Annotated in this window: 15 protein-coding genes; 10 read left to right on the plus strand and 5 right to left on the minus strand. The window is 70.2% G+C overall.

Annotated elements, in window-relative coordinates:
- The first annotated feature begins 4 nt into the window (after positions 1–4).
- The 5 genes from MKK63_RS28500 to MKK63_RS28520 all read left to right on the plus strand — a co-directional run bounded on the left by MKK63_RS28500 (position 5) and on the right by MKK63_RS28520 (position 10,340).
- A complete protein-coding gene (locus tag MKK63_RS28500) occupies positions 5–2,824 on the plus strand; it encodes a DUF4159 domain-containing protein (RefSeq protein WP_244007457.1) in 2,820 nt (939 codons plus the stop codon).
- A gap of 229 nt (positions 2,825–3,053) precedes the next feature.
- Positions 3,054–5,138, plus strand: a complete 2,085-nt coding sequence (locus MKK63_RS28505) for a hypothetical protein (RefSeq protein WP_244007459.1) — start codon at positions 3,054–3,056, stop codon at positions 5,136–5,138.
- 327 nt (positions 5,139–5,465) lie between these two features.
- Positions 5,466–7,379, plus strand: a complete 1,914-nt coding sequence (locus tag MKK63_RS28510; RefSeq protein ID WP_244007461.1) for an extracellular solute-binding protein — start codon at positions 5,466–5,468, stop codon at positions 7,377–7,379.
- A 74-nt stretch (positions 7,380–7,453) separates the two neighbouring features.
- Positions 7,454–9,229, plus strand: coding sequence for an extracellular solute-binding protein (locus tag MKK63_RS28515; RefSeq protein WP_244007525.1), 1,776 nt, complete (start codon positions 7,454–7,456; stop codon positions 9,227–9,229).
- 4 nt (positions 9,230–9,233) lie between these two features.
- Positions 9,234–10,340 carry a microcin C ABC transporter permease YejB gene (locus MKK63_RS28520; RefSeq protein WP_244007463.1) on the plus strand — a complete coding sequence of 369 codons (1,107 nt, stop codon included), beginning with the start codon at positions 9,234–9,236 and terminating at the stop codon, positions 10,338–10,340.
- Positions 10,341–10,347: 7 nt separating this feature from the next.
- On the opposite strand, the gene MKK63_RS28525 is transcribed toward MKK63_RS28520, so the two are convergent.
- Together MKK63_RS28525 and MKK63_RS28530 are read right to left on the minus strand one after the other, a co-directional pair.
- Positions 10,348–10,959 carry an NIPSNAP family protein gene (locus MKK63_RS28525; protein ID WP_244007465.1) on the minus strand — a complete coding sequence of 204 codons (612 nt, stop codon included), beginning with the start codon at positions 10,957–10,959 and terminating at the stop codon, positions 10,348–10,350.
- An 85-nt stretch (positions 10,960–11,044) separates the two neighbouring features.
- Complete coding sequence (locus tag MKK63_RS28530; RefSeq protein WP_244007467.1) at positions 11,045–11,863, minus strand: AraC family transcriptional regulator; 819 nt, start codon at positions 11,861–11,863, stop codon at positions 11,045–11,047.
- Between the two features lie 62 nt (positions 11,864–11,925).
- On the opposite strand from MKK63_RS28530, the gene MKK63_RS28535 reads away from it, so the two are divergent.
- A complete protein-coding gene (locus MKK63_RS28535; RefSeq protein ID WP_244007469.1) occupies positions 11,926–13,122 on the plus strand; it encodes an MFS transporter in 1,197 nt (398 codons plus the stop codon).
- 65 nt (positions 13,123–13,187) lie between these two features.
- Entirely contained in the window at positions 13,188–13,691 is a 504-nt protein-coding gene (locus MKK63_RS28540; protein WP_244007471.1) for a GNAT family N-acetyltransferase, read from the plus strand.
- A gap of 125 nt (positions 13,692–13,816) precedes the next feature.
- On the opposite strand, the gene MKK63_RS28545 is transcribed toward MKK63_RS28540, so the two are convergent.
- Together MKK63_RS28545 and MKK63_RS28550 are read right to left on the minus strand one after the other, a co-directional pair.
- On the minus strand, positions 13,817–14,998 hold the full coding sequence (locus MKK63_RS28545) for a multidrug effflux MFS transporter (protein ID WP_267427388.1): 1,182 nt from the start codon (positions 14,996–14,998) through the stop codon (positions 13,817–13,819).
- A gap of 128 nt (positions 14,999–15,126) precedes the next feature.
- Complete coding sequence (locus MKK63_RS28550; RefSeq protein WP_244007473.1) at positions 15,127–16,095, minus strand: c-type cytochrome; 969 nt, start codon at positions 16,093–16,095, stop codon at positions 15,127–15,129.
- Positions 16,096–16,425: 330 nt separating this feature from the next.
- Here MKK63_RS28550 and MKK63_RS28555 point away from each other — a divergent pair, with 330 nt between their 5' ends.
- Together MKK63_RS28555 and MKK63_RS28560 are read left to right on the plus strand one after the other, a co-directional pair.
- Complete coding sequence (locus MKK63_RS28555; protein ID WP_244007475.1) at positions 16,426–17,169, plus strand: 3-deoxy-manno-octulosonate cytidylyltransferase; 744 nt, start codon at positions 16,426–16,428, stop codon at positions 17,167–17,169.
- A gap of 22 nt (positions 17,170–17,191) precedes the next feature.
- Positions 17,192–18,049 (plus strand): prephenate dehydratase, encoded by an 858-nt coding sequence (locus MKK63_RS28560; protein ID WP_244007477.1) that lies wholly within the window; start codon positions 17,192–17,194, stop codon positions 18,047–18,049.
- Positions 18,050–18,058: 9 nt separating this feature from the next.
- On the opposite strand, the gene MKK63_RS28565 is transcribed toward MKK63_RS28560, so the two are convergent.
- A complete protein-coding gene (locus MKK63_RS28565; RefSeq protein ID WP_244007530.1) occupies positions 18,059–18,784 on the minus strand; it encodes a tyrosine-protein phosphatase in 726 nt (241 codons plus the stop codon).
- Positions 18,785–18,978: 194 nt separating this feature from the next.
- On the opposite strand from MKK63_RS28565, the gene MKK63_RS28570 reads away from it, so the two are divergent.
- Positions 18,979–19,485, plus strand: a complete 507-nt coding sequence (locus tag MKK63_RS28570) for a GNAT family N-acetyltransferase (protein ID WP_244007479.1) — start codon at positions 18,979–18,981, stop codon at positions 19,483–19,485.
- The last annotated feature ends 16 nt before the right edge of the window (positions 19,486–19,501 follow it).

The raw sequence follows: 19,501 nt of genomic DNA on the forward strand, positions 1-19,501 counted from the left end.
CGTCATGCTGGGTCTGACCTTCGCCGCCCCGCTCGCCCTTGCCGCCCTGATCGGCCTGCCAGCCCTGTGGTTCCTGCTGCGGGTGACCCCGCCGCGCCCGCGGCGGATCAACTTCCCGCCGCTCAAGCTCGTGGCCGACCTGATCCCGCAGCGGCAGACGCCTGCGCGCACGCCGCCTTGGCTGCTGATCCTACGCCTGCTGATCGCCGCCGCCCTGATCCTGGCAGTGGCGGGCCCGGTCTGGAATGCCGGCGGCGTCGGAGCTGGCGGCGGCCGAAGCGCGCTCCTCGTGCTCCTCGATAACGGCTTCCCCGCCGCCCACGACTGGCGCGACCGGCTGCGTGTCGCCACCGACGCCGTAGAGGGCGCCGCCCGCGACGGCCGGCCGGTGGCGGTGATCGGGCTCGCTGACGCCCCCGCGGCGTTCGAGGCGAAGACTCCGGTCGCGGCCCTGGAACGATTGCGCGCCCTGGCGCCCCGCCCGACCCTGCCCACCCGCGACGCGCATCTCGCCACGATCGAGACCTTCCTCGACAAGAACCGGGGTGCCGGCCTCGTCTGGATCAGCGACGGCGTCGCCGGGGCGGAGGATACGCGCTTTGCCAAGGGGCTCGTGGACCTCGCCGGCGACAAGGGTGCCGCGCTCACCGTGCTGCGGGCCGACCGGCCGCCGGCCCTGGCCCTCACCGCCACGGAGAATGCGGGCAAGCTCGTCACCCATGCCCTGCGGGCGGTTCCGAACGGGCGCGATTCCGGCGTGATCCGGGCACTCGACCAGAAGGGCTTGCCGCTCGCCGAACGCGATTTCACCTTCGCGGCCGACGCCACCGAAACGGAGGCCACCTTCGAGCTGCCAGTCGAACTGCGCAACAGCATCAGCCGGTTGGAAATCGCGGGCGAGCGCTCGGCCGGCGCCGTTGTGCTGCAGGACGAGCGCGGCAAGCGGAGGCGGGTCGGGCTCGTGTTCGGCGGCACCCTGGATCAGGCCCAACCCCTTCTGGCGCCCACCTACTACCTCGCCCGGGCACTCCAGCCGTTCGCGGACGTGCAGGAGCCCCGCGGGGCCAAGGGCACGGCGGAGTCGATCAACCAGCTCCTCGACAATCAGGTCTCGGTCCTCGTGCTGGCCGATGTCGGGGCGCTGGATGAGAAGACCACCGCGCGGATCGAGAGTTTCGTGAGGGAGGGCGGGATGCTCCTGCGCTTCGCCGGCCCGCGCCTCGCGGCCGGCAGCGATCCGCTGGTGCCGGTGCGGCTGCGCCGGGGCGGCCGGACGCTCGGCGGCAACCTGTCCTGGGACAGCCCAAAGACGCTCGCGCCGTTCCCGCCCGAGAGCCCGTTCGCCGGCCTGACGCCGCCGGCCGATATCGGCGTGCGCCGCCAGATCCTCGCCGAGCCCGACGGCGACCTGCCGAACCGAACCTGGGCCTCGCTCCAGGACGGTACCCCGATCGTCACTGCGCAGAAGCGTGGCCAGGGCACGATCGTGCTGTTCCACGTCACCGCCGACACGACATGGTCGAACCTGCCGCTCTCCGGCCTGTTCATCGACATGCTCCGGCGGGTGGTCGCCCTGGCCGGCGCCGCGGCGCCGGCTCAGGGCGAAGTACCGCGTGCGGCCGCCCCGGTCCTCGCCCCGCGGGTGACGCTGGACGGGTTCGGGGCGCTGGGCTCACCACCGGCCTCGGCCACGGCGGTATCGGCCGATTACGCCGACCTGGCGACCCTTGAGCATCCGCCGGGCTTCTACGGCCCGCCGGACGGAGGCATCAGTGTGAACGCCCTCAAGCCCGACGACCGGCTGAAGCCCCTCGATACCGCCGCCCTCGATGGCGCCCGGTTCGGCACGCTCGCCGGGGCCGAAACCGTCGATCTGCGCCCCAGCCTGTTCACCCTGGCGCTGCTGCTGCTGGCCCTCGACACCCTGGCGGGCCTCTGGCTCGGCGGGTTCCTGGGCCGCGGCGGCCTCGTGTCCCGCCTGCGCGGACGCCCGGCTGTGCTGGCGCTCGCGGGCGTCGTCCTGCTCGCGACCCTGCCGGCCGTGCCCGTTCGTGCTGAGGAGCCGGCGGTCAATCGGCCGAACGGCACCGAGTCGGCCCTCGTCACGCGGCTCGCCTACGTGATCACGGGCGACGCCGCCGTCGACGAGGCCAGCCGCACCGGCCTCACCGGCCTGACCCAGATGCTCGCTACCCGAACAGCCCTGGAGCCGGGCGAGCCAGCCGGCATCGACCCCGCCAAGGACGAACTGGCCTTCTACCCGCTGATCTACTGGCCGATCGCGCCGAACCGGCCGCAGCCCTCCGAGATCGCGATCCGCAAGATCGACGCGTTCATGCGCAACGGCGGCACCATCCTGTTCGACACGCGCGATGCGCTGACCGCCCGGCCGGGCGGGCCGCCCTCCCCCGAGGCGACGTATCTCCGCACGATGCTGGCGACGCTCGAAGTGCCGGAGCTGGAGCCGGTGCCGCTCGACCACGTGCTCACCAAGGCGTTCTACCTCGTGGACAGCTTTCCGGGCCGCTACGCCACCGGCCAGACCTGGGTCGAGGCCCTGCCGCCGGCCGCCGAGGGTGCCGAGCGCCGCCCGGCCCGGGCCGGCGACGGGGTGAGCCCGATCGTCATCACCAGCAATGACCTCGCCGCCGCCTGGGCAGTCGGGCGTCGCGGCGAGCCGCTCTACCCGGTGGTGGGCGGCGACCAGCGCCAGCGCGAGATGGCATTCCGGGGTGGGGTGAACATCGTGATGTACACGCTCACCGGCAACTACAAGGCGGATCAAGTACACGTGCCCGCGTTGCTGGAGCGGCTGGGGCAGTGAGTTTTTTTCGTGATGCCGCGCGCAACGCCGCTCCCCCTCCCCCCTCTGCGGGGGAGGGTGGCCCCCGAAGGGGGTCGGGCCGGGACGAAGTCCCGCAAGAGGGGCAGCGCGACGAGTCAGGATCTGACGCCCATCGCGACCCTTCCGGCAGCGTCGCTCCCCTCACCCGACCCGGCCTGACGGCCGGGCCACCCTCCCCCGCAGAGGGGGGAGGGATCGATGGTGCCCCATGCTGAGCCTCAGCTTCACCCCCCTCCTGCCCTGGCCGGCCATCGCCGTGCTGGGTGTGATCGTCGCCGTCCTGGCGGTGTTCGCCGTGCTGGCCCGGGGCCGCACCGCCCTGCTGCGCGTCGTCGTCCTGGCCTTGGTGCTCGCGGCGCTGACCAACCCGGCCCTGGTCCGCGAGGACCGCGAGCCCGTGAAGGACATCGCGGCGATCGTTGTCGACCGATCCGGCTCGCAGGCGCTCGGCGACCGGCCGCAGATGACCGATGCGGTCAGGGCCGAATTGCAGCGCCGCTTCGGGGCCTTGTCCAACATCGAGACCCGGTTCATCGACGTGCCGGACGCCAAGGACGGCGACGACGGCACCAAGCTGTTCACGGCGTTGGGCCAGGCGCTCGCAGACGTGCCGCCTGAGCGCTTGGCCGGCATCGTGATGCTCACGGACGGCGTAGTCCACGACATCCCGACCGCGATGGCCCAGCTCGGCATCAAGGCGCCGCTGCACGTCCTCGTCACCGGCCATCCCGATGAGCGCGACCGGCAGATCAAGCTGCTGGAGGCGCCCCGCTTCGGCATCGTCGGCAAGGATCTGACCATCCGCGCCGAGGTCATGGAGCGCGGCGGCACCGGCCACGCGGTCGTCACCATACGGCGCGACGGCGAGGAGATCGGCCGGCGGGACGTCGCCTCCGACAAGCCGTTCTCGCTGACAACCCGGATCGAGCACGGCGGCCCGAACGTCGTGGAGATCGAGGTCGAGCCGCTGCCGGGCGAGCTGACCAACGTCAACAACCGCGCGGTGCTGCCGATCGAGGGCATCCGCGAGAAGCTGCGCGTGCTCCTCGTCTCCGGCGAGCCCCACCAGGGCGAGCGGACGTGGCGCAACCTGCTGAAGTCCGACGCCAACGTCGACCTCGTCCACTTCACCATCCTGCGCCCGCCGGAGAAGCAGGACGGCACGCCGATCTCGGAACTCTCCCTGATCGCTTTCCCGACGCGTGAGCTGTTCGTCCAGAAGATCAAGGATTTCGACCTGATCATCTTCGACCGCTACGCCAACCAGAGCGTGCTGCCACAGGCCTATTTCGACAACATCGTCCGCTATGTCCGGGAGGGCGGCGCCCTGCTCATCGCCGCCGGCCCCGAATTCGCCGGCCCGGCGAGCCTCGCCCGCACCCGGCTCGCCGGCATCCTGCCGGGCGATCCCGACGGGCGCGTGGTGGAAAAGCCCTACAAGGCGACGCCGACCCAGGTCGGCCAGCGCCACCCGGTGACCCGCGCCCTACCGGGCTCGGACGCGAACCCGCCCGCCTGGGGCGACTGGCTGCGGATCATCGAGGCCCGCACCCGCCCCGGGATCCAGCCGATCCTGTCGGGCGCAGAGGGGCTGCCGCTCCTTGCCCTCTCGCGCGAGGACAAGGGCCGCGTCGCTCTGCTGCTGTCGGACCATGCCTGGCTCTGGGCCCGGGGCTACCAGGAGGGCGGCCCCTATCTCGACCTGCTGCGCCGCCTCGGCCACTGGCTGATGAAGGAGCCGGCCCTCGAAGAGGAAGCGCTGCGCGCCCAGATGACCGGACACGGACGCGAGGTCCGGGTCGAGCGCCAGACCATGGCGGATCAGGCCGAGCCGGTCACCGTCACGGGGCCGACCGGCAAGGTGACGACCCTGACGCTCAAGCCCCAGGAACCGGGCCTCTTCACCGCAACCTTCGATGCCGAAAGCCTCGGACTGCACACCCTGCGGTCCGGGAACCTCGTGGCATTCGTGAGTGTCGGCCCGGCCAATCCCCGCGAGCTCGCCGACGTATTCAGCGACACCGAGCGGCTGAAGCCGGTGGCGGACGGTTCGGGGGGGTCGATCCGCCGCGTCGCCGGGTCGGGGGGCGCCGTCGAGGTGCCGCGCCTCGCGGTCGTACGCGGCGGACGGCTCTCGGGCGCGGACTGGATCGGCTTCCGACCCAGCGACAGCGCCAACATCCGCGGCGTCGAAGTCTACCCGCTTGCGCTCGGCCTCGCAGCCCTGGCGGCCCTGGCCGCGGCCCTGCTCGCCATGTGGCTGGTGGAGGGGCGGCGGGGCCGGGCCGCGTGAGGCAGCTGTCGCGCGTTATCGGCGGATCCCCTCCCCCTTCTGCGGGGGAGGATGGGCCGGCCGTCAGGCCGGGTCGGGAAAGGGGAACCAGCGTTCAGGAATGGGCGCAGCCTTCATGAAGGCCAGCGTTTCATCCGGCACCGTCGCTCCCCTTCTCCCGCCCCCTCCGGGGGCCACCCTCCCTTGCAGAGGGGGAAGGGAGAACCCACGCGTTGTCCTGCAATGCGGTGCGTGCGCAAGCGCTCGACGCCCGGGGCACGTCCAGCCTATGAGCCTCGCTGACCGCCCGCGACCCACGCCGATCCTAACACCGGAGACAGCCTGCCCGTGACTGCGCAGACCGTGACTGGACGCCTCCTCGCCGCGACGCTCCTCGTCGCCTGCCTGCAGCTCGCTCCCGCCGCTGCGCAGGAACCGGCCGCTATGCCGTCCGATCCGCCCTCAATACCCGCCGCGACCGGCCAGTGGACCCATGCGCTGACGCTGATGGGCCAGCCGAAATACGGGCCCGATTTCAGGCATTTCGACTATGCCGACCCCGCCGCCCCCAAGGGCGGGATGGTCCGCCTCGGGACTCAGGGCGGGTTCGACAACTTCAACATCATCGTGTCCGGCCTGAAGGGCGATCTCGAGAACGGCATCCAGCAGATCTACGATCCGCTGATGACCCAGTCGTCCGACGAGCCATTCACTTCCTACGGACTGATCGCCGAAGCGGTGCGGGTGGCACCCGATCTCGGCTCGGTCTCCTATCGCCTGCGCGAGAACGCCCGCTGGCACGACGGCATGCCGATTACCCCCGAGGACGTGGTCTGGTCCTTCGACATCCTGAAGGCCAACAGCCCGTTCTACGCGGCCTATTACCAGACGGTGGCGAAGGCCGAGGCGACCGGGCCGCACGAGGTGACCTTCACCTTCTCGGAGACCGGCAATCGCGAGCTACCGCAGGTGATCGGGCAATTGCGAATCCTGCCCAAACACTGGTGGATGGCCAAGGACGCCAACGGCAAGCAACGCAATCCGACCGAGACCACGCTCGAGCCGCCGCTCGGCTCCGGTCCCTACCGGCTGGCCAAGTTCGATCCCGGCCGCAGCGCCACCTACAGCCGCGTGCCCGACTACTGGGGCAAGGACCTGCCGGCCAATGCCGGGCACTACAACTTCGACACCGAGCGCTTCGAGTATTTTCGCGACGGGACCGTGCTGGTCGAGGCGCTGAAGGGCGATCTCTACGATTTCCGCAACGAGAACATCGCCCGGAACTGGGCCACCGCCTACGACGATTTCCCGGCCGTGAAGGAGGGCCGCCTGATCAAGGAGGCCTTCCCCGACCGGGGCATGGGCATCATGCAGGCCTTCGTGTTCAACACCCGGAAGGACAAGTTCAAGGATCCGCGCGTGCGCCGGGCCTTCAACCTCGCGATGAACTACGAGGAGATGAACAAGGCCCTGTTCTACGGGCTCTATAACCGCATCAACTCCTACTTCTTCGGCTCGGAGCTGGCCTCCTCCGGCCTGCCGGAGGGCGACGAGAAGGCGATCCTCGAGAGCGTCAAGGACAAGATCCCGGCGTCGGTCTTCACCACGCCCTACACCAACCCGGTGAACGACGGCCCGGAGGCCGTGCGCAAGAACCTGCGCGAGGCGGTCGGCCTGCTGCGCGAGGCGGGCTACGAGCAGCGCGGCGGCAAGATGGTCAACAAGGCGACCGGCGAGCCGCTCACCGTCGAGTTCCTGGAATTCCAGAACACCTTCGAGCGGGTGATCCTGCCCTTCTCGGCGCAGCTGAAGCTGATCGGGATCGACGCCACCCTGCGGGTGATCGACCCGGCGCAGTATCAAAACCGGATCCGCAACTTCGACTTCGAGATCACCACGTCGAACTGGGGCGAGTCGCTCTCCCCCGGCAACGAGCAGCGGGAATACTGGGGCTCGGCGGCGGCCGACAAGACTGGTTCGCGCAACCTGATCGGCATCAAGGATCCCGGGATCGACGCGCTGATCGAGAAGGTTATTTTTGCGAAAGACCGGCCGACCGTTATCGCCGCCACCCGGGCGCTCGACCGGGTGCTGCTCGCCCACGATTACGTCGTGCCGCAATGGTCCTCGAACCAGCAGCGGACCCTGCGCTGGAACCGGTTCGGCCACCCGGCGATCCTGCCGCTCTACGCCAGCTCCGGCTTCCCGACGACGTGGTGGTACGATCAGGCGCTCGCAGCCAAGACCGGGGCGCCCCGTTGACGGGCCGCCGCTGGGCACCCACTCGGCGCGGCGTCGTCTGCGGCGCCGGCGCCCTCGTGCTGACCCGGCCGGTGATGGCCGAGGAGGCGGAGCGCCACGGCCTCTCGAGCTTCGGCGAGTTGAAATATCCGCCCGCCTTCGAGCATTTCGACTACGTGAACCCGATCGCCCCGCGCGGAGGCCGCTTCTCGGCGACGCTCTCCGGCACGACCGGCAACCAGGCGTTCAACACCTTCAACACGCTCAACATCTTCGTGCTGCGCGGCGAAGGCGCCGCCGGCATGACTCTGACCTTCGACAGCCTGATGGTCCGGGCCCTCGATGAGCCGGATGCGATTTACGGCCTGCTGGCGCGCGCCGTTACGGTCAGCCCGGACGGGTTGACCTACACGTTCTGGCTGCGCCCACAGGCCCGGTTCCATGACGGCTCGCGGCTCACTGCGCGGGATGCCGCCTTCAGCCTCAAGCTGTTGCGCGACAAGGGCCACCCGGAGATCTCCGAGGTCATTCGCCCGATGACGGACGCCCGGGCGGAGGGCGACGACCGTCTCATCGTGACCTTCGAGACCGGCCGAGCCCGGGACCTGCCGCTGTTCGTGGCGCAGCTGCCGATCTTCTCCGCGGCCTATTACGGCGCCCGCGACTTCGAGGCCTCGACCCTGGAACCGCCGCTCGGCTCAGGCCCCTACCGGGTCGGCACGGTCGATGTCGGCCGCTCCATTGGGCTGGAGCGGGTACAGGATTACTGGGCCGCCGACCTCCCGGTGAATGTCGGCCAGAACAATTTCGACACGATCCGCTACGAGTATTTCCGCGATCGCACCGTGGCGTTCGAGGCGTTCAAGAGCGGCGCCTTCACGTTCCGGGAGGAATTCACCGCCCGGGTCTGGGCCACCGGCTACGACTTCCCGGCTCGCGCCGAGGGCCGCGTGACTCTCGAGACCGTTCCCGACGCGCGGCCAAGCGGCACCCAAGGTTGGTGGATCAACACCCGCCGGGACGCGTTCCGCGATCCGCGGGTGCGCGAGGCGATCGGCCTGTGTTTCGACTTCGAATGGTCGAACCGCAACCTGATGTACGGCGCCTACACGCGCGCCGCCTCGTACTTCGAGAACTCCGACCTCAAGGCGACAGGCAAGCCCTCGGCCGCGGAACTCGCCCTGCTGGAGCCGCTGAAGGACTTGCCCCCGGAGGTGTTCGGCGAGGCCTGGACGCCGCCGGTCTCGGATGGGTCCGGCCAGGACCGGGCACTGCTCAAGCGTGCCGACGCGCTGCTGCGGGAGGCAGGCTGCACGCGCTCCGGCGGCAGCCTCCTGCTGCCCGGCGGACGTCCGCTGACGATCGAGTTCCTGGACGACGATCCGGTCTTCGATGCGGTGACGCAGCCGTTCATCCGCAACCTCGGGCTGCTCGGCATCAAGGCCAGCCTGCGCGTGGTCGATCCTTCGCAATACCAGGCCCGGCTCAAGGATTTCGACTTCGACATCACGCCGCGCCGCTACAGCAGCGGCCCGACACCCGGCGCGGAGCTGCGCGAGACCTACGGCTCCCGTGCGGCCAAGACGGCGGGCTCGAACAATCTGTCGGGGATCGCGGATCCCGCCATCGATGCGCTCCTCACCGCCATTGCCGACGCCAAGTCCCGGGCGGATCTGACCGCCGCCTGTCGGGCCCTCGACCGGGTGCTGCGCGCCGGGCGCTACTGGGTGCCGATGTGGTACGCCTCGACCCACCGCCTCGCCCTTTGGGACGTCTACGGCCGCCCAACGAACCCGCCGAAATACGACCTCGGCGCGCCGTCCACGTGGTGGTTCGACGCCGACAAGGCCAAGCGAATCGGGCGGGAATGACGCGATGATCGCCTACATCCTGCGCCGCATCGGCCTCATGATCCCGACCCTGCTGGGGATCATGCTGATCACCTTCACGATCATCCAGTTCGCCCCCGGCGGCCCGGTGGAACGGGTGCTGTCGCAGCTCCAGGGCCAGCGCGACGGGGCGATGTCCCGCGTGACCGGCGGCGGCGGCGATCTCGGCGGCGGCAGCCGGCCCGCGGGCGGTAGCGGCGAGGCGAGTTCGCGCTATCGCGGCGCACAGGGCTTGAGCCCGGAATTCATCGCCAAGCTGGAAAAACAGTTCGGCTTCGACAAGCCGGCGCCCGAGCGCTTCGCCAAGATGATCTGGGACTATGTCCGGTTCGATTTCGGCCGCAGCTATTTTCGCGACGTGACGGTGATCCAGCTCATCAAGGAGCGTCTGCCGGTCTCGATCTCGCTAGGCCTGTGGATGACGCTGCTGTCCTACGCGATCTCGATCCCGCTCGGCATCCGCAAGGCCGTGAAGGACGGCGAGCGGTTCGACCGCTGGACCTCCTTCGTGGTGATCATCGGCTATGCGATCCCAGGCTTCATGTTCGGGCTGATGCTGATCATCCTGTTCGCGGGCGGCTCGTTCTATCAGTGGTTCCCGCTGCGCGGCCTGACCAGCGAGGGCTGGGAGAGTATTTCGACTTGGCACAAGGTGACGGATTACGCGTGGCACATGGTGCTGCCGCTGACCGCACTCGTGATTGGCGCCTTCGCGACCTCGACGCTGCTGACCAAGAACTCGTTCCTCGACGAGATCCGCAAGCAATACGTGCTGACCGCGCGTATGAAGGGGCTGTCGGAACGGCGGGTGCTTTACGGACACGTCTTCCGCAACGCGATGCTGATCGTGATCGCGGGGTTCCCAGGAGCGTTCATCTCGGCCTTCTTCACCGGCTCGCTGCTGATCGAGACGATTTTTTCGCTCGACGGGCTCGGGGAACTGTCGTTCCGGGCGATCGTCGGACGCGACTACCCGGTGGTGTTCGCCACGCTCTACATCTTCTCCCTGCTCGGGCTGGCGGTGAACCTGCTGTCCGACCTGATCTATGTCTGGATCGACCCGCGGATCGACTTTTCCGCGCGGGCGACCTGAGGCCGCGTCACGACAGGGGCGAGCCCGGATCCGGCAGTGCGATGGTCGAAGTCGCTTCGAGGATCTGGTCCGGCCCGCCCTTCGGCGGCCAGATCCCGGCGGCGTAGGCATCCCCGCGGAGCCTCGCCCGCTCCTCCAGACTGGAGAAGGCCCAGATGTGCGTGATCCGCGGCGGCCCGTCGAGGGCGTAGAGGTTGGTCACGAGGTGGTCGGTATAGGTCCGGGCCGGCTCGATCGCCGCCTCCCAGGCGGCCAGAGTCGGCACGAGGCCGCCGGGCCGGAGCCTGTAGGTGCGGATCTCGTAGACGCCGCCGCGCGATCCGGTCCGCAGCGGCGGCAGGAACGGGAACGGTGCATAGCTCTCCATCGCGAAGGCCGTGAGTAGGTCGCGACCCTGGAACGGCGCAGTGCTCATCAGGGCGCGCCGCCGCTCGGCCGTCATGGCCTCCGGGGTGTCGAAGCCCCGCAGGACCAGCACCCGCCCGAGGGTGCCGATATCGGTCCGCCAGCACCCGAGCAGCGTTCCAGCCTCCGCGTCCTCGGTCCAGGCCCGCGCCCGCGCGCAGACGTCCCCGAGCGCCAGCAGGGGACACGATAGGGTTGCGAGTTCGTAGAGCATGGCCTGTTCCCGCTTTCGGTCGACGCCTGCGCGGTCCCGCCCGCTCCGTCATCAGCGAAGCGGGCGCCGCGTCTCGCGGAGAAAGTTAGATCGCGCCACGGGCCGGGCCAGGATCCTCGGTCGCCCGCCGTGGCCCCTCAAGAACCCGCGCCACCGTCAGGCGCAGGGCCTGGGCGCTGCGGTAGCCTACCGCCGCCGCCACCGCCCGCGGCGCCCGTCCCTCGGCGGTGAGTGCCAGCGCGCGGATCACCCGGGCGCGGGCCCGCCAATCGCCGAAGCTCAGGCCCGTTTCCATGCGAAAGCCCCGGGTCAGCGTGCGCCGGCTCGCCCCGGCGCGGTCGGCCCAGGCGTCGAGGTCGTCCTCCGAGGCCGGATCCTCGATCAGACCCAGGCAGACGCGGCGCAGGCGCGGATCGCGCGGCAGCGGCAGCGTGAGTGGCGTCGCAGGCGCGCGGGCAATCTCGTCGACCACCAGGGCCGCGAGATGGCCGCCGCGGCCGTCCTCCGCGTAGAGCACCGGCTCCTCGGCCAGGGCGACCAGGGCGGCCGACAGGAGCGGCGACACCGCGATGACCCGACAGGTCTCCGGAAACGTCGCGACAGCGGCCCGGTCGAGATAGGCGGTGCACAGGGCGACCGGACCGTGGGTGACGGTGGTGTGCGGAAGGCGTGCCGGGATCCAGAGCGCGTGGCCCTCCGGCACGACCCAGGCCCCGTCCTCGGCCGAGGCCGACATCAGCCCCGCTGTGGCGTAGAGAAGTTGCGCACGGATGTGATGGTGCAGCCCCGTCTTGCTCCCCGCCGTCAGCGGCTTTCGGACCACTGCGATCGAGCGCGGGATGGCTTGGTAATCGGCCGCCGCGGTCGATCGTGGCGGCGACACGTTTGGCCCGTTCCCATCCATATCCGGCCCGACACCGCCATCGGGTCAGGCTATCAGGGTCCGATCCTGGAGGATACGCCGCGATGGATTCGGATACCCTGTCCCGCCGCACCCTGCGCTTCGTCAACGTCGCGCATGCCCTCGACCACTTCGTGCTGCTGATCTACCCGACCGCCGTGATCGCCATCGCGAGCCAGACCGGGCTCGGCTACGGCGAGCTGATCGGGCTTGCCACCGGCGCCTTTGTGGCCTTCGGCCTGTGCTCGCTGCCGATGGGATCGCTGGCCGACCGGTTCGGCCGCCGCACCATGCTGGCGGTGTTCTTCTTCGGCTACGGCCTGTCGTGCCTTGGCGTCGCCACTGCATCGACGCCGCTCGCCTTCGCGCTCTGGCTCTGCGTCCTCGGGGTGGCCTCGGCGATCTATCACCCGGTCGGCTCGGCCATGCTGGTGACCCATGCCCGGCGCCTCGGGCGCGACCTCGGCCTCAACGGCGTCTGGGGGAATTTCGGCGCGGCCTCTGCCTCCGGCGTCACGGCCCTGCTCGCCGCGACCGTCGGTTGGCGCGCGGCCTTCGTGGTGCCGGGCCTGATCTGTCTCGCCTGCGGGGCGGCGTTCCTGGCGCTGGTGCCGGGCGACGGCGACGCGGCGGGGAAGAAGGCCGGCGGCGGCGCTGCGATCTCCGTGACCCGCCCCTGGGCCCTGATGGCGATGTTCGCCCTGGCGATCTTCGCGGGCGGCCTGACCTTCAACCTGACCACGATCAGCCTGCCCAAGGTGATCGACGAGGGGGTCGGCCACGCCCTGCCGCTGGCGCTCACCGGGTCGCTGGCCACGGTGGTGTTCCTGTTCGGCGCGCTGATGCAGCTTGCCATGGGCCGCCTGATCGACCGCTACAGCCTGCCGACGCTGTTCGTGACGCTCTCGGTTCTGCAACCGCTCGGACTCGGGATCGCGGCGTTCAACACCGGCCTGCCGCTCCTCGCGGGGCTCGTGATCGCCATGACGTCGATCTACGGGCAGGTGGTGATCAACGACGCGATGATCGCCCGCTACGTGCCCCCGGCCTATCGGACGCGGGCCTACAGCGTGCGCTACTTCGTGGGCTTCACGGCGAGCGGCTTCGTGGTGCCGGCGATCGCGCTGCTGCACGACCGCGGCGGCTTCGGGCTGGTGCTGGGCGTAGCCTCCGCCTGCGGCGCGGTGATCTGGCTTTCGGCGATCGGCTTCCTGAAGCTGACGCAGGCAGCCGATCAGCCCGCCCTGGCCGCCGCCGAGTAACCCCGGCGGTTTGCGGGTCGCGCCCTGCGCTGATACGCGGCGCCCATCCGCCCCGAGAGCGTATCGTGACCGCATTGTCCCTCGTCATCCGGCCCGAGTGGCCGGAGGACGCCCCCGCCATCGAGCGTCTTCAGGCCCGGGCCTTCGGCCCCGGCCGTTTCGCCCGAACCGCTTATCGGCTGCGCGAAGGTGCGGCCGCGCGGCTCGATCTCGGCGTCACCGCGTGGGTGGGCAGCTTCCTGGTGGGCTCCGTGCGGATGGGCCCGTTGCAAGCCGGGACCACACCGTTCGTGATGCTCGGGCCGCTCGCGGTCGATCCGAGCTTCGAAGGCCGCGGCATCGGCGGCACCCTCACCCGCGCGGCGATCGAGGCGGCGCGGCAGGCAGGAGACGGTCTTGTGATGCTAGTAGGGGATGCGCCCTATTACAGCCGCTTCGGCTTCAGTCCGATCCCGCCCGGACGGCTGACCCTGCCGGGTCCGGTCAATCCGGCACGCCTGCTGTGGCTGGAGCTGACCGACGAGTTCAGCGACCGTGTCTCCGGCTTGGTCGAGGCGATCCCAGCCTGACAACGGGATTCCAAAGGGCCGAGGCCCTGTGGCGGATCGTCAGGGCAGCGCCCTGACAGGTCTTCGCCGGGCTAAGTCCTTCACCCGCGAAGCGTCTCGACCTTTCGAGACCAGGATCGGGTACCTCACGCGCGCCGCAGCGCGAGGGCGGCGATCAGCCCGGCCGAGAGCAGCGCCAGCGCCACCGGCGTCGCCGAGGTCGCGGGCCACGCGGAGGCGGCCGCCGTGAAGATCGCCCCGAAGGTCATCTGGGTGAAGCCGTAGAGGCTAGAAGCCGAGCCCGCCGCGTGCGGATCGACGTTCATCAGCCCGGCCACCGCGTTGGGGCTGAGCAGGCCGACGCCGACCGCGTAGGCGAAAAGCGGCACGATCAGGCTGACGACGCCGAGCATCCCGGCCCGGTCCACCACCAGCAGGGTCAGGGCCGCCGCGATGCAGAGAAGGTTGCCGCGCCGCGCCGCTGTCCGGATCGGCACCCGCGCAGCGAGCCGGCTGGCCAGCACCGCGCCGCCGACCATGCCGAACACCACGATCAGGCAATCGAACCCGACCTCCTGCGACGAGCGTCCGAGGCGGTCCACGAGCAGGAACGGCGCCACCGCCAGGAAGGCGTAGAGGCTGGTGCCGCCGCAGGCCCCCGCCACGAGATAGGCGCGGAAGACCGGGACTCGCACGAGCCGCAGGTAGCCGGCCAACACCGCGACGAAGCCGGGCAGCGCCACCTTGTGCCGGTTGGTCTCGGGCAGGGTGAACACCACCAGCGCGCCGAGCACCGCCACGAGGCCGGCCAGCACCACGAACACCGCCCGCCAGCCGAAGGCCTCATTGACCACACCGCCGATGGCGGGCGCCAGCGCAGGGGTGAGCGTCATCGCGGTGGTGAGGATCGCCAGTTTGCGGGCGGCATCCTCCCGGGTCGAGACGTCGCGCACCATGGCGCGGCCGATCACCAGCGAGCCGCAGGCGCCGAGCGACTGGAGCACCCGCGCCAAGAGCAGCACGCCGATGTTCGGCGCCGGGATCGCGAGCAGCAGCCCGGCGAGGTAGAGGCCGAGCCCGCCGATCAGGATCGGCCGCCGTCCGTACCGGTCCGAGAGCGGGCCATAGAGGAGCTGACCGCCCGCGAGCCCGATCAAGTAGACCGTGATGGTGAGCTGCGCACCGGCCGCGTTGGTGCCGAGATCGACCGCGACGGCGGCCAGCGCTGGCACGAAAATGTGCAGCGCCACCGTCCCGGTCATGGTCACGGCAACGAGCAGCGGGAGGGGCGCCCGGCGCTCCCGTCCATCGGGACTTCGGTCAGCCAAGGGGTCCTACACGGGTTTCAATCCCGGCAGGACGCCGGGGCGCAGCCCCGGAGCAAGGGTTGCGCCCAACGCCATGCCGGCGGAACGCGGCTGACAGGCAGAAGCCCGGACGTGCGCGGCCGCACCCGTTACTCCTGCTTCGGCTGCGGCGCGTTCATATCCTTGGTCGGAACACCGACCTCAAGGCCCTTGGCCTTGTCGACCGCCTCGGGATCGGCCTTCGCGGCCGGCTCCTTGGCGGCCGGCGCCGACGGCGCGGTCGGCTCGGCGGGGATGACGCTCGACGGCTGGCCCTGCTGGTCGCCGTCATGGGCGCCGGCGGGCGGCGACGGGGCGTTGCGGTCGCTGGATTCGCTCGGTGCACGCGGGCTGCCCGGGGACTTCTCCTCGACCGGCTTGGCGGTGCTGGTATCGGCGGGCTTCGCCGGGCTGTCTTTGCCCTCGGAGGGCTTGGAGGCGGCCGGCTGCGCAGCCGTCGGCTTGTCGGCCGGTGCGGCGGCCGGCTTCTCCTCAGGCTTCGCCGCCGCAGGGGTAGCCGCAGGGGGCGCCTCGGACTTCTCGACGGCCGGCAGCGGCTTCGGGGTCTCCGCGTTCGTGCGCAGGTAGGCGATGACGTTGGCGCGCTCCTGGGGCGAGGCGATACCGGCGAAGGCCATCTTGGTGCCCTTCACGTAGCCCTTCGGGTTCGTCAGGAACTCGTCGAGATCCGCGTAGGTCCAGGCGCCGCCCTTTTCCTTCATGGCCGAAGAATAGTCGAAGCCCGGATGCGAGCCCTTCGGCCGCTCAACCACCCCGTACAGGGCGGGGCCGACCTTGTTCGGACCGCCCTTCTCGAAGTTGTGGCAGGCATGGCAGGCCTTGGTGCCGGCCTCACCCTTCTCGACATTGGCGCTGGCGAGCCGGACCGCGATCGGCTCGACCTTGGCCTCCGGCGCAGCATTGGCGGCGGCCTCCGGCTGTGGCTCGGGCAAGTCGTAGCCGGCTTTGCCCGCCGGTTTTGGATGGTAGATCAATTCGGCGACGAAACCCGATCCGGCCGCGAACAGCAGGGCGCCGAGGACCGCGCCCAGGACTTTGTTCACCTCGAACGAGTTCATGCTCTTCTCGCGTCTCGGCCCGGCCCCGTCGCGCACCTGACATGGGCGAGCGAGTTCGAACGCCGGACATTGGAAGATTTCGAGGTTGCCTTAGCCGTTCCGGGCGGTTCCTGACAATGCCGCCGACGACCTCCGCGTCGCTCCGGCGCAGAATTGTGCAATCGAATCGTCAAGCTTGTCACCGGGCGGCATCTTTTTGCCGATGCGGCGTCCTGGCGAAGGGATCACGAGGGGACGACAACCGGAAGCCGGCCTGTTAAGCAGCCGGCCCGCACGCGGGCGTGGCCGTTCGACCCGCGCCACTAGTGCGAATCGTCGGGTCCGAACGCGATGTCCGATCCCCTGGTCCTGATTCCGGCGCGCCTCGCGGCGACCCGGCTCCCCGACAAGCCACTGGCCGACATCGCCGGCGAGCCGATGATCGTCCATGTCTGGCGCCGGGCCGTCGAGGCTGGGATCGGTCCCGTGGTGGTGGCCACCGACACGGCGGAGATCGCCCGGGTCGTGGAGGCCGTAGGCGGACTCGCGGTGATGACCCGCTCCGACCACCCGTCCGGCTCCGACAGGCTCGCCGAGGCGCTGGAGATCGTCGATCCTGAGGGGCGCCACGACGTGGTCGTCAACGTGCAGGGCGATCTGCCGACCATCGATCCGGCGATCATCGGCGCTTCGATCCTGCCGCTCGCCGACCGCACCGTCGACATCGTGACGCTCTGCGCACCGATCACCGATCCGCACGAGGCCGACAACCCGAACGTCGTGAAGCTGGTCGGCCACGCGGTCGGACCCGGGCGGCTGCGCGCCCTCTACTTCACCCGCGCCCGCGCGCCCTGGGGCGACGGGCCGCTCTGGCACCATATCGGACTCTACGCGTACCGCCGGACCGCGCTGACCCGCTTCGTCGCCCTGCCGCCGGGCGAGCTTGAGCTCCGCGAGAAGCTGGAGCAACTCCGGGCACTGGAGGCCGGCATGCGCATCGACGCCGTCATCGTTGACGACCTGCCGCTGGGCGTCGACACCCCCGCCGACCTGGAGCGCGCCCGCGCTCTGCTCCAGGGCCGACGCCTGAACTGATCGCCTGACGAATCTGCAAGCCATGACAGACCGCACCATCGCCTATCAGGGGGAACCCGGGGCCAATTCGCACATCATCTGTGCGCAGGCCTATCCGGATTGGACGCCGCTGCCCTGCCCCAGCTTCGAGGACGCCTTCGCGGCGGTCACGGAGGGCCGGGCCCAGCGGGCCATGATTCCGATCGAGAATTCGATCGCGGGCCGGGTCGCCGATATCCACCATCTGATCCCGCTTTCGCCGCTGCACATCGTGGCCGAGCACTTCCTGCCGATCCATTTTCAGTTGATGGTGCTGCCGGGCACGCCGATCGAGGCACTCAAGAGCGTTCACAGCCACGTCCATGCGCTGGGCCAATGCCGGCGGATCATTCGCCGCCTCGGGCTGAAGGCCGTGGTGGCGGGCGACACCGCGGGTGCGGCCCGGGAGATCAAGGAATTCGGGGATCCGAGCCGAGCGGCTCTGGCGCCGGCATTGGCCGCCGAAGTCTACGGCCTCGACATCCTGGCGCGCGACGTCGAGGACGAGGTGCACAACACCACCCGGTTCGTGGTGTTCTCCCCCGAGGCCGAGCCGGTGGCGCCCGGGACGCAAGCCTGCGTGACGAGCTTCGTGTTCCGCGTGCGCAACATCCCGGCGGCCCTCTACAAAGCGCTGGGCGGCTTCGCGACGAACGGCGTCAACATGTCGAAGCTCGAGAGCTACATGATGGACGGCGAGTTCACCGCTACGCAGTTCTACGCGGAGGTGGACGGCCACCCCGAGGATCCCGGCCTCGCGCGGGCGCTCGACGAGCTGGGTTTCTTCTCCCGCGAGTTGCGGGTGATCGGCACCTACCCAGCCCACCCGTTCCGCGAGGCGGCACGGCCGGCGGCGGAGTGAAGGGCTCGACTATTCCCGCCGCAGCACCCGGTCCACCGCCACATCCGACCAGAAGCCCGGCCGGAAATCCCGCTTCAACGCCTCCGGATCGTAGATCGTCTCGACCCAGGTGAGGAAGTCGATCCCCTTCGCCTCGCCCTCGATCCGGTAACGGACGAAGAAAGCGTCGAGGATGCCGGTCTTGGCGAAGCGCAGATGGCCGTAGCGGGCCGAGAGCTGACGCGCGGCCTCGGCCACGGGGCGGCCCTCGTGCAGGATCAGGTACAGGGCCGAGGCGAGGCCGGCCCGGTCGGCGCCCGACTTGCAGTGCATCACGGCCGGGTACTCGATGCCGGCGAAGAACGCCTTGGCGGCCAGGATGGCCGCCCGGTCCGGTGCCTCCCGGGAGCGCAGCACGAACTCCACGAGCTTCAGCCCATGGCGTTCACAGGCCTCCCGCTGCAGGGGCCAGGAGCCGTGCTCGCGCCCGCCACGGAGCGAGATGACCGTGCGCACGCCCTCGGCCCGGAAGCGGGCAAGTTGGTGCGGGCCGGGCTGGGCGGAGCGCCAGAGCCTCCCAGAGCCGACCCGGTGGCGGTTGAGATAGGCGAGCCGGAACACGCCGTGATCCATCAGCAGCATGTTGGCCCAGGCCCGCAGCCGGTCGCCGGGGCCGGCGATCGGCCGCTCGAAGCGGGCGATTCGGGCCATGCGGCGCGCGTAGCGCGTCTCGGGCTTGAGGAAGCGGTTGAACAAAGACGGGCTGCCGCGGGGAAGGAGCGCGGGCTCTATCAGCCGCCCGCCGAGCCGGCAATTCACCGCCGAACCGACCGGCCGCCTGTCCCCATGGTGTTCGGCGCCGATCTTGCCTTCACTCCGCCCGGATCGGCATCGAACCTAGGCGGACCGCGCGGGTTCTCCGCCGGTCGGACGAGGGGAGCCCGAAGCCCATGAGCACGCGCACCACGAGCATCCGCCGGGCCCGCGAGGCCGATCTCGGCGGCGTGTCGAAGGTGTTCGATGCGTCCTGGCGGGAGGCCTATCGCGGCCTCATCCCGGGCGTTGCCCTGGAGCGCCTGATCGCAGGCCGGGACCGGGCGTGGTGGCAGGGCGTCCTGCGCCGGGGCCGCCCGGTCGCGGTCATGGAGACCGCTGACCACGTGGTCGGTTACGCGTCCTACGGGCGGACGCGCAGCCGGGCGCTGGGCACCGAGGCCGAGATCGATGAGTTGTATCTCCTGCCCGAATACCAAGGCGTCGGCCTCGGTCGCCGCCTGTTCCGGGCTGTCCGCAACGATCTCGCCGATCACGGCCTGACGCATCTCGGCGTCTGGAGCCTGGAGGACAACGACCGCGCCGGCGCCTTCTACGAGGGTCTCGGCGGCAAGCCGGGCCCGCGGGTGCTGGACCGGGTGGCGGGTGTTCCGCTCCCGAAGGTTGGCTTCCTGTTCGGCTAACGTTTTCCCAAGCGCG

The organism is Methylobacterium sp. J-088 (genome assembly GCF_022829295.1).
Lineage (GTDB): Bacteria > Pseudomonadota > Alphaproteobacteria > Rhizobiales > Beijerinckiaceae > Methylobacterium.

Excerpts from the sequence above, each read along its gene's own strand:
- MKK63_RS28500 (WP_244007457.1), top strand. The coding sequence starts at position 5 with ATGCTGGGTCTGACCTTCGCCGCCCCGCTCGCCCTTGCCGCCCTGATC.
- MKK63_RS28505 (WP_244007459.1), top strand. The coding sequence starts at position 3,054 with ATGCTGAGCCTCAGCTTCACCCCCCTCCTGCCCTGGCCGGCCATCGCC.
- MKK63_RS28515 (WP_244007525.1), top strand. The coding sequence starts at position 7,454 with ATGGCCGAGGAGGCGGAGCGCCACGGCCTCTCGAGCTTCGGCGAGTTG.
- MKK63_RS28520 (WP_244007463.1), top strand. The coding sequence starts at position 9,234 with ATGATCGCCTACATCCTGCGCCGCATCGGCCTCATGATCCCGACCCTG.
- MKK63_RS28525 (WP_244007465.1), bottom strand. The coding sequence starts at position 10,959 with ATGCTCTACGAACTCGCAACCCTATCGTGTCCCCTGCTGGCGCTCGGG.
- MKK63_RS28530 (WP_244007467.1), bottom strand. The coding sequence starts at position 11,863 with ATGGATGGGAACGGGCCAAACGTGTCGCCGCCACGATCGACCGCGGCG.
- MKK63_RS28535 (WP_244007469.1), top strand. The coding sequence starts at position 11,926 with ATGGATTCGGATACCCTGTCCCGCCGCACCCTGCGCTTCGTCAACGTC.
- MKK63_RS28550 (WP_244007473.1), bottom strand. The coding sequence starts at position 16,095 with ATGAACTCGTTCGAGGTGAACAAAGTCCTGGGCGCGGTCCTCGGCGCC.
- MKK63_RS28555 (WP_244007475.1), top strand. The coding sequence starts at position 16,426 with ATGTCCGATCCCCTGGTCCTGATTCCGGCGCGCCTCGCGGCGACCCGG.
- MKK63_RS28560 (WP_244007477.1), top strand. The coding sequence starts at position 17,192 with ATGACAGACCGCACCATCGCCTATCAGGGGGAACCCGGGGCCAATTCG.
- MKK63_RS28570 (WP_244007479.1), top strand. The coding sequence starts at position 18,979 with ATGAGCACGCGCACCACGAGCATCCGCCGGGCCCGCGAGGCCGATCTC.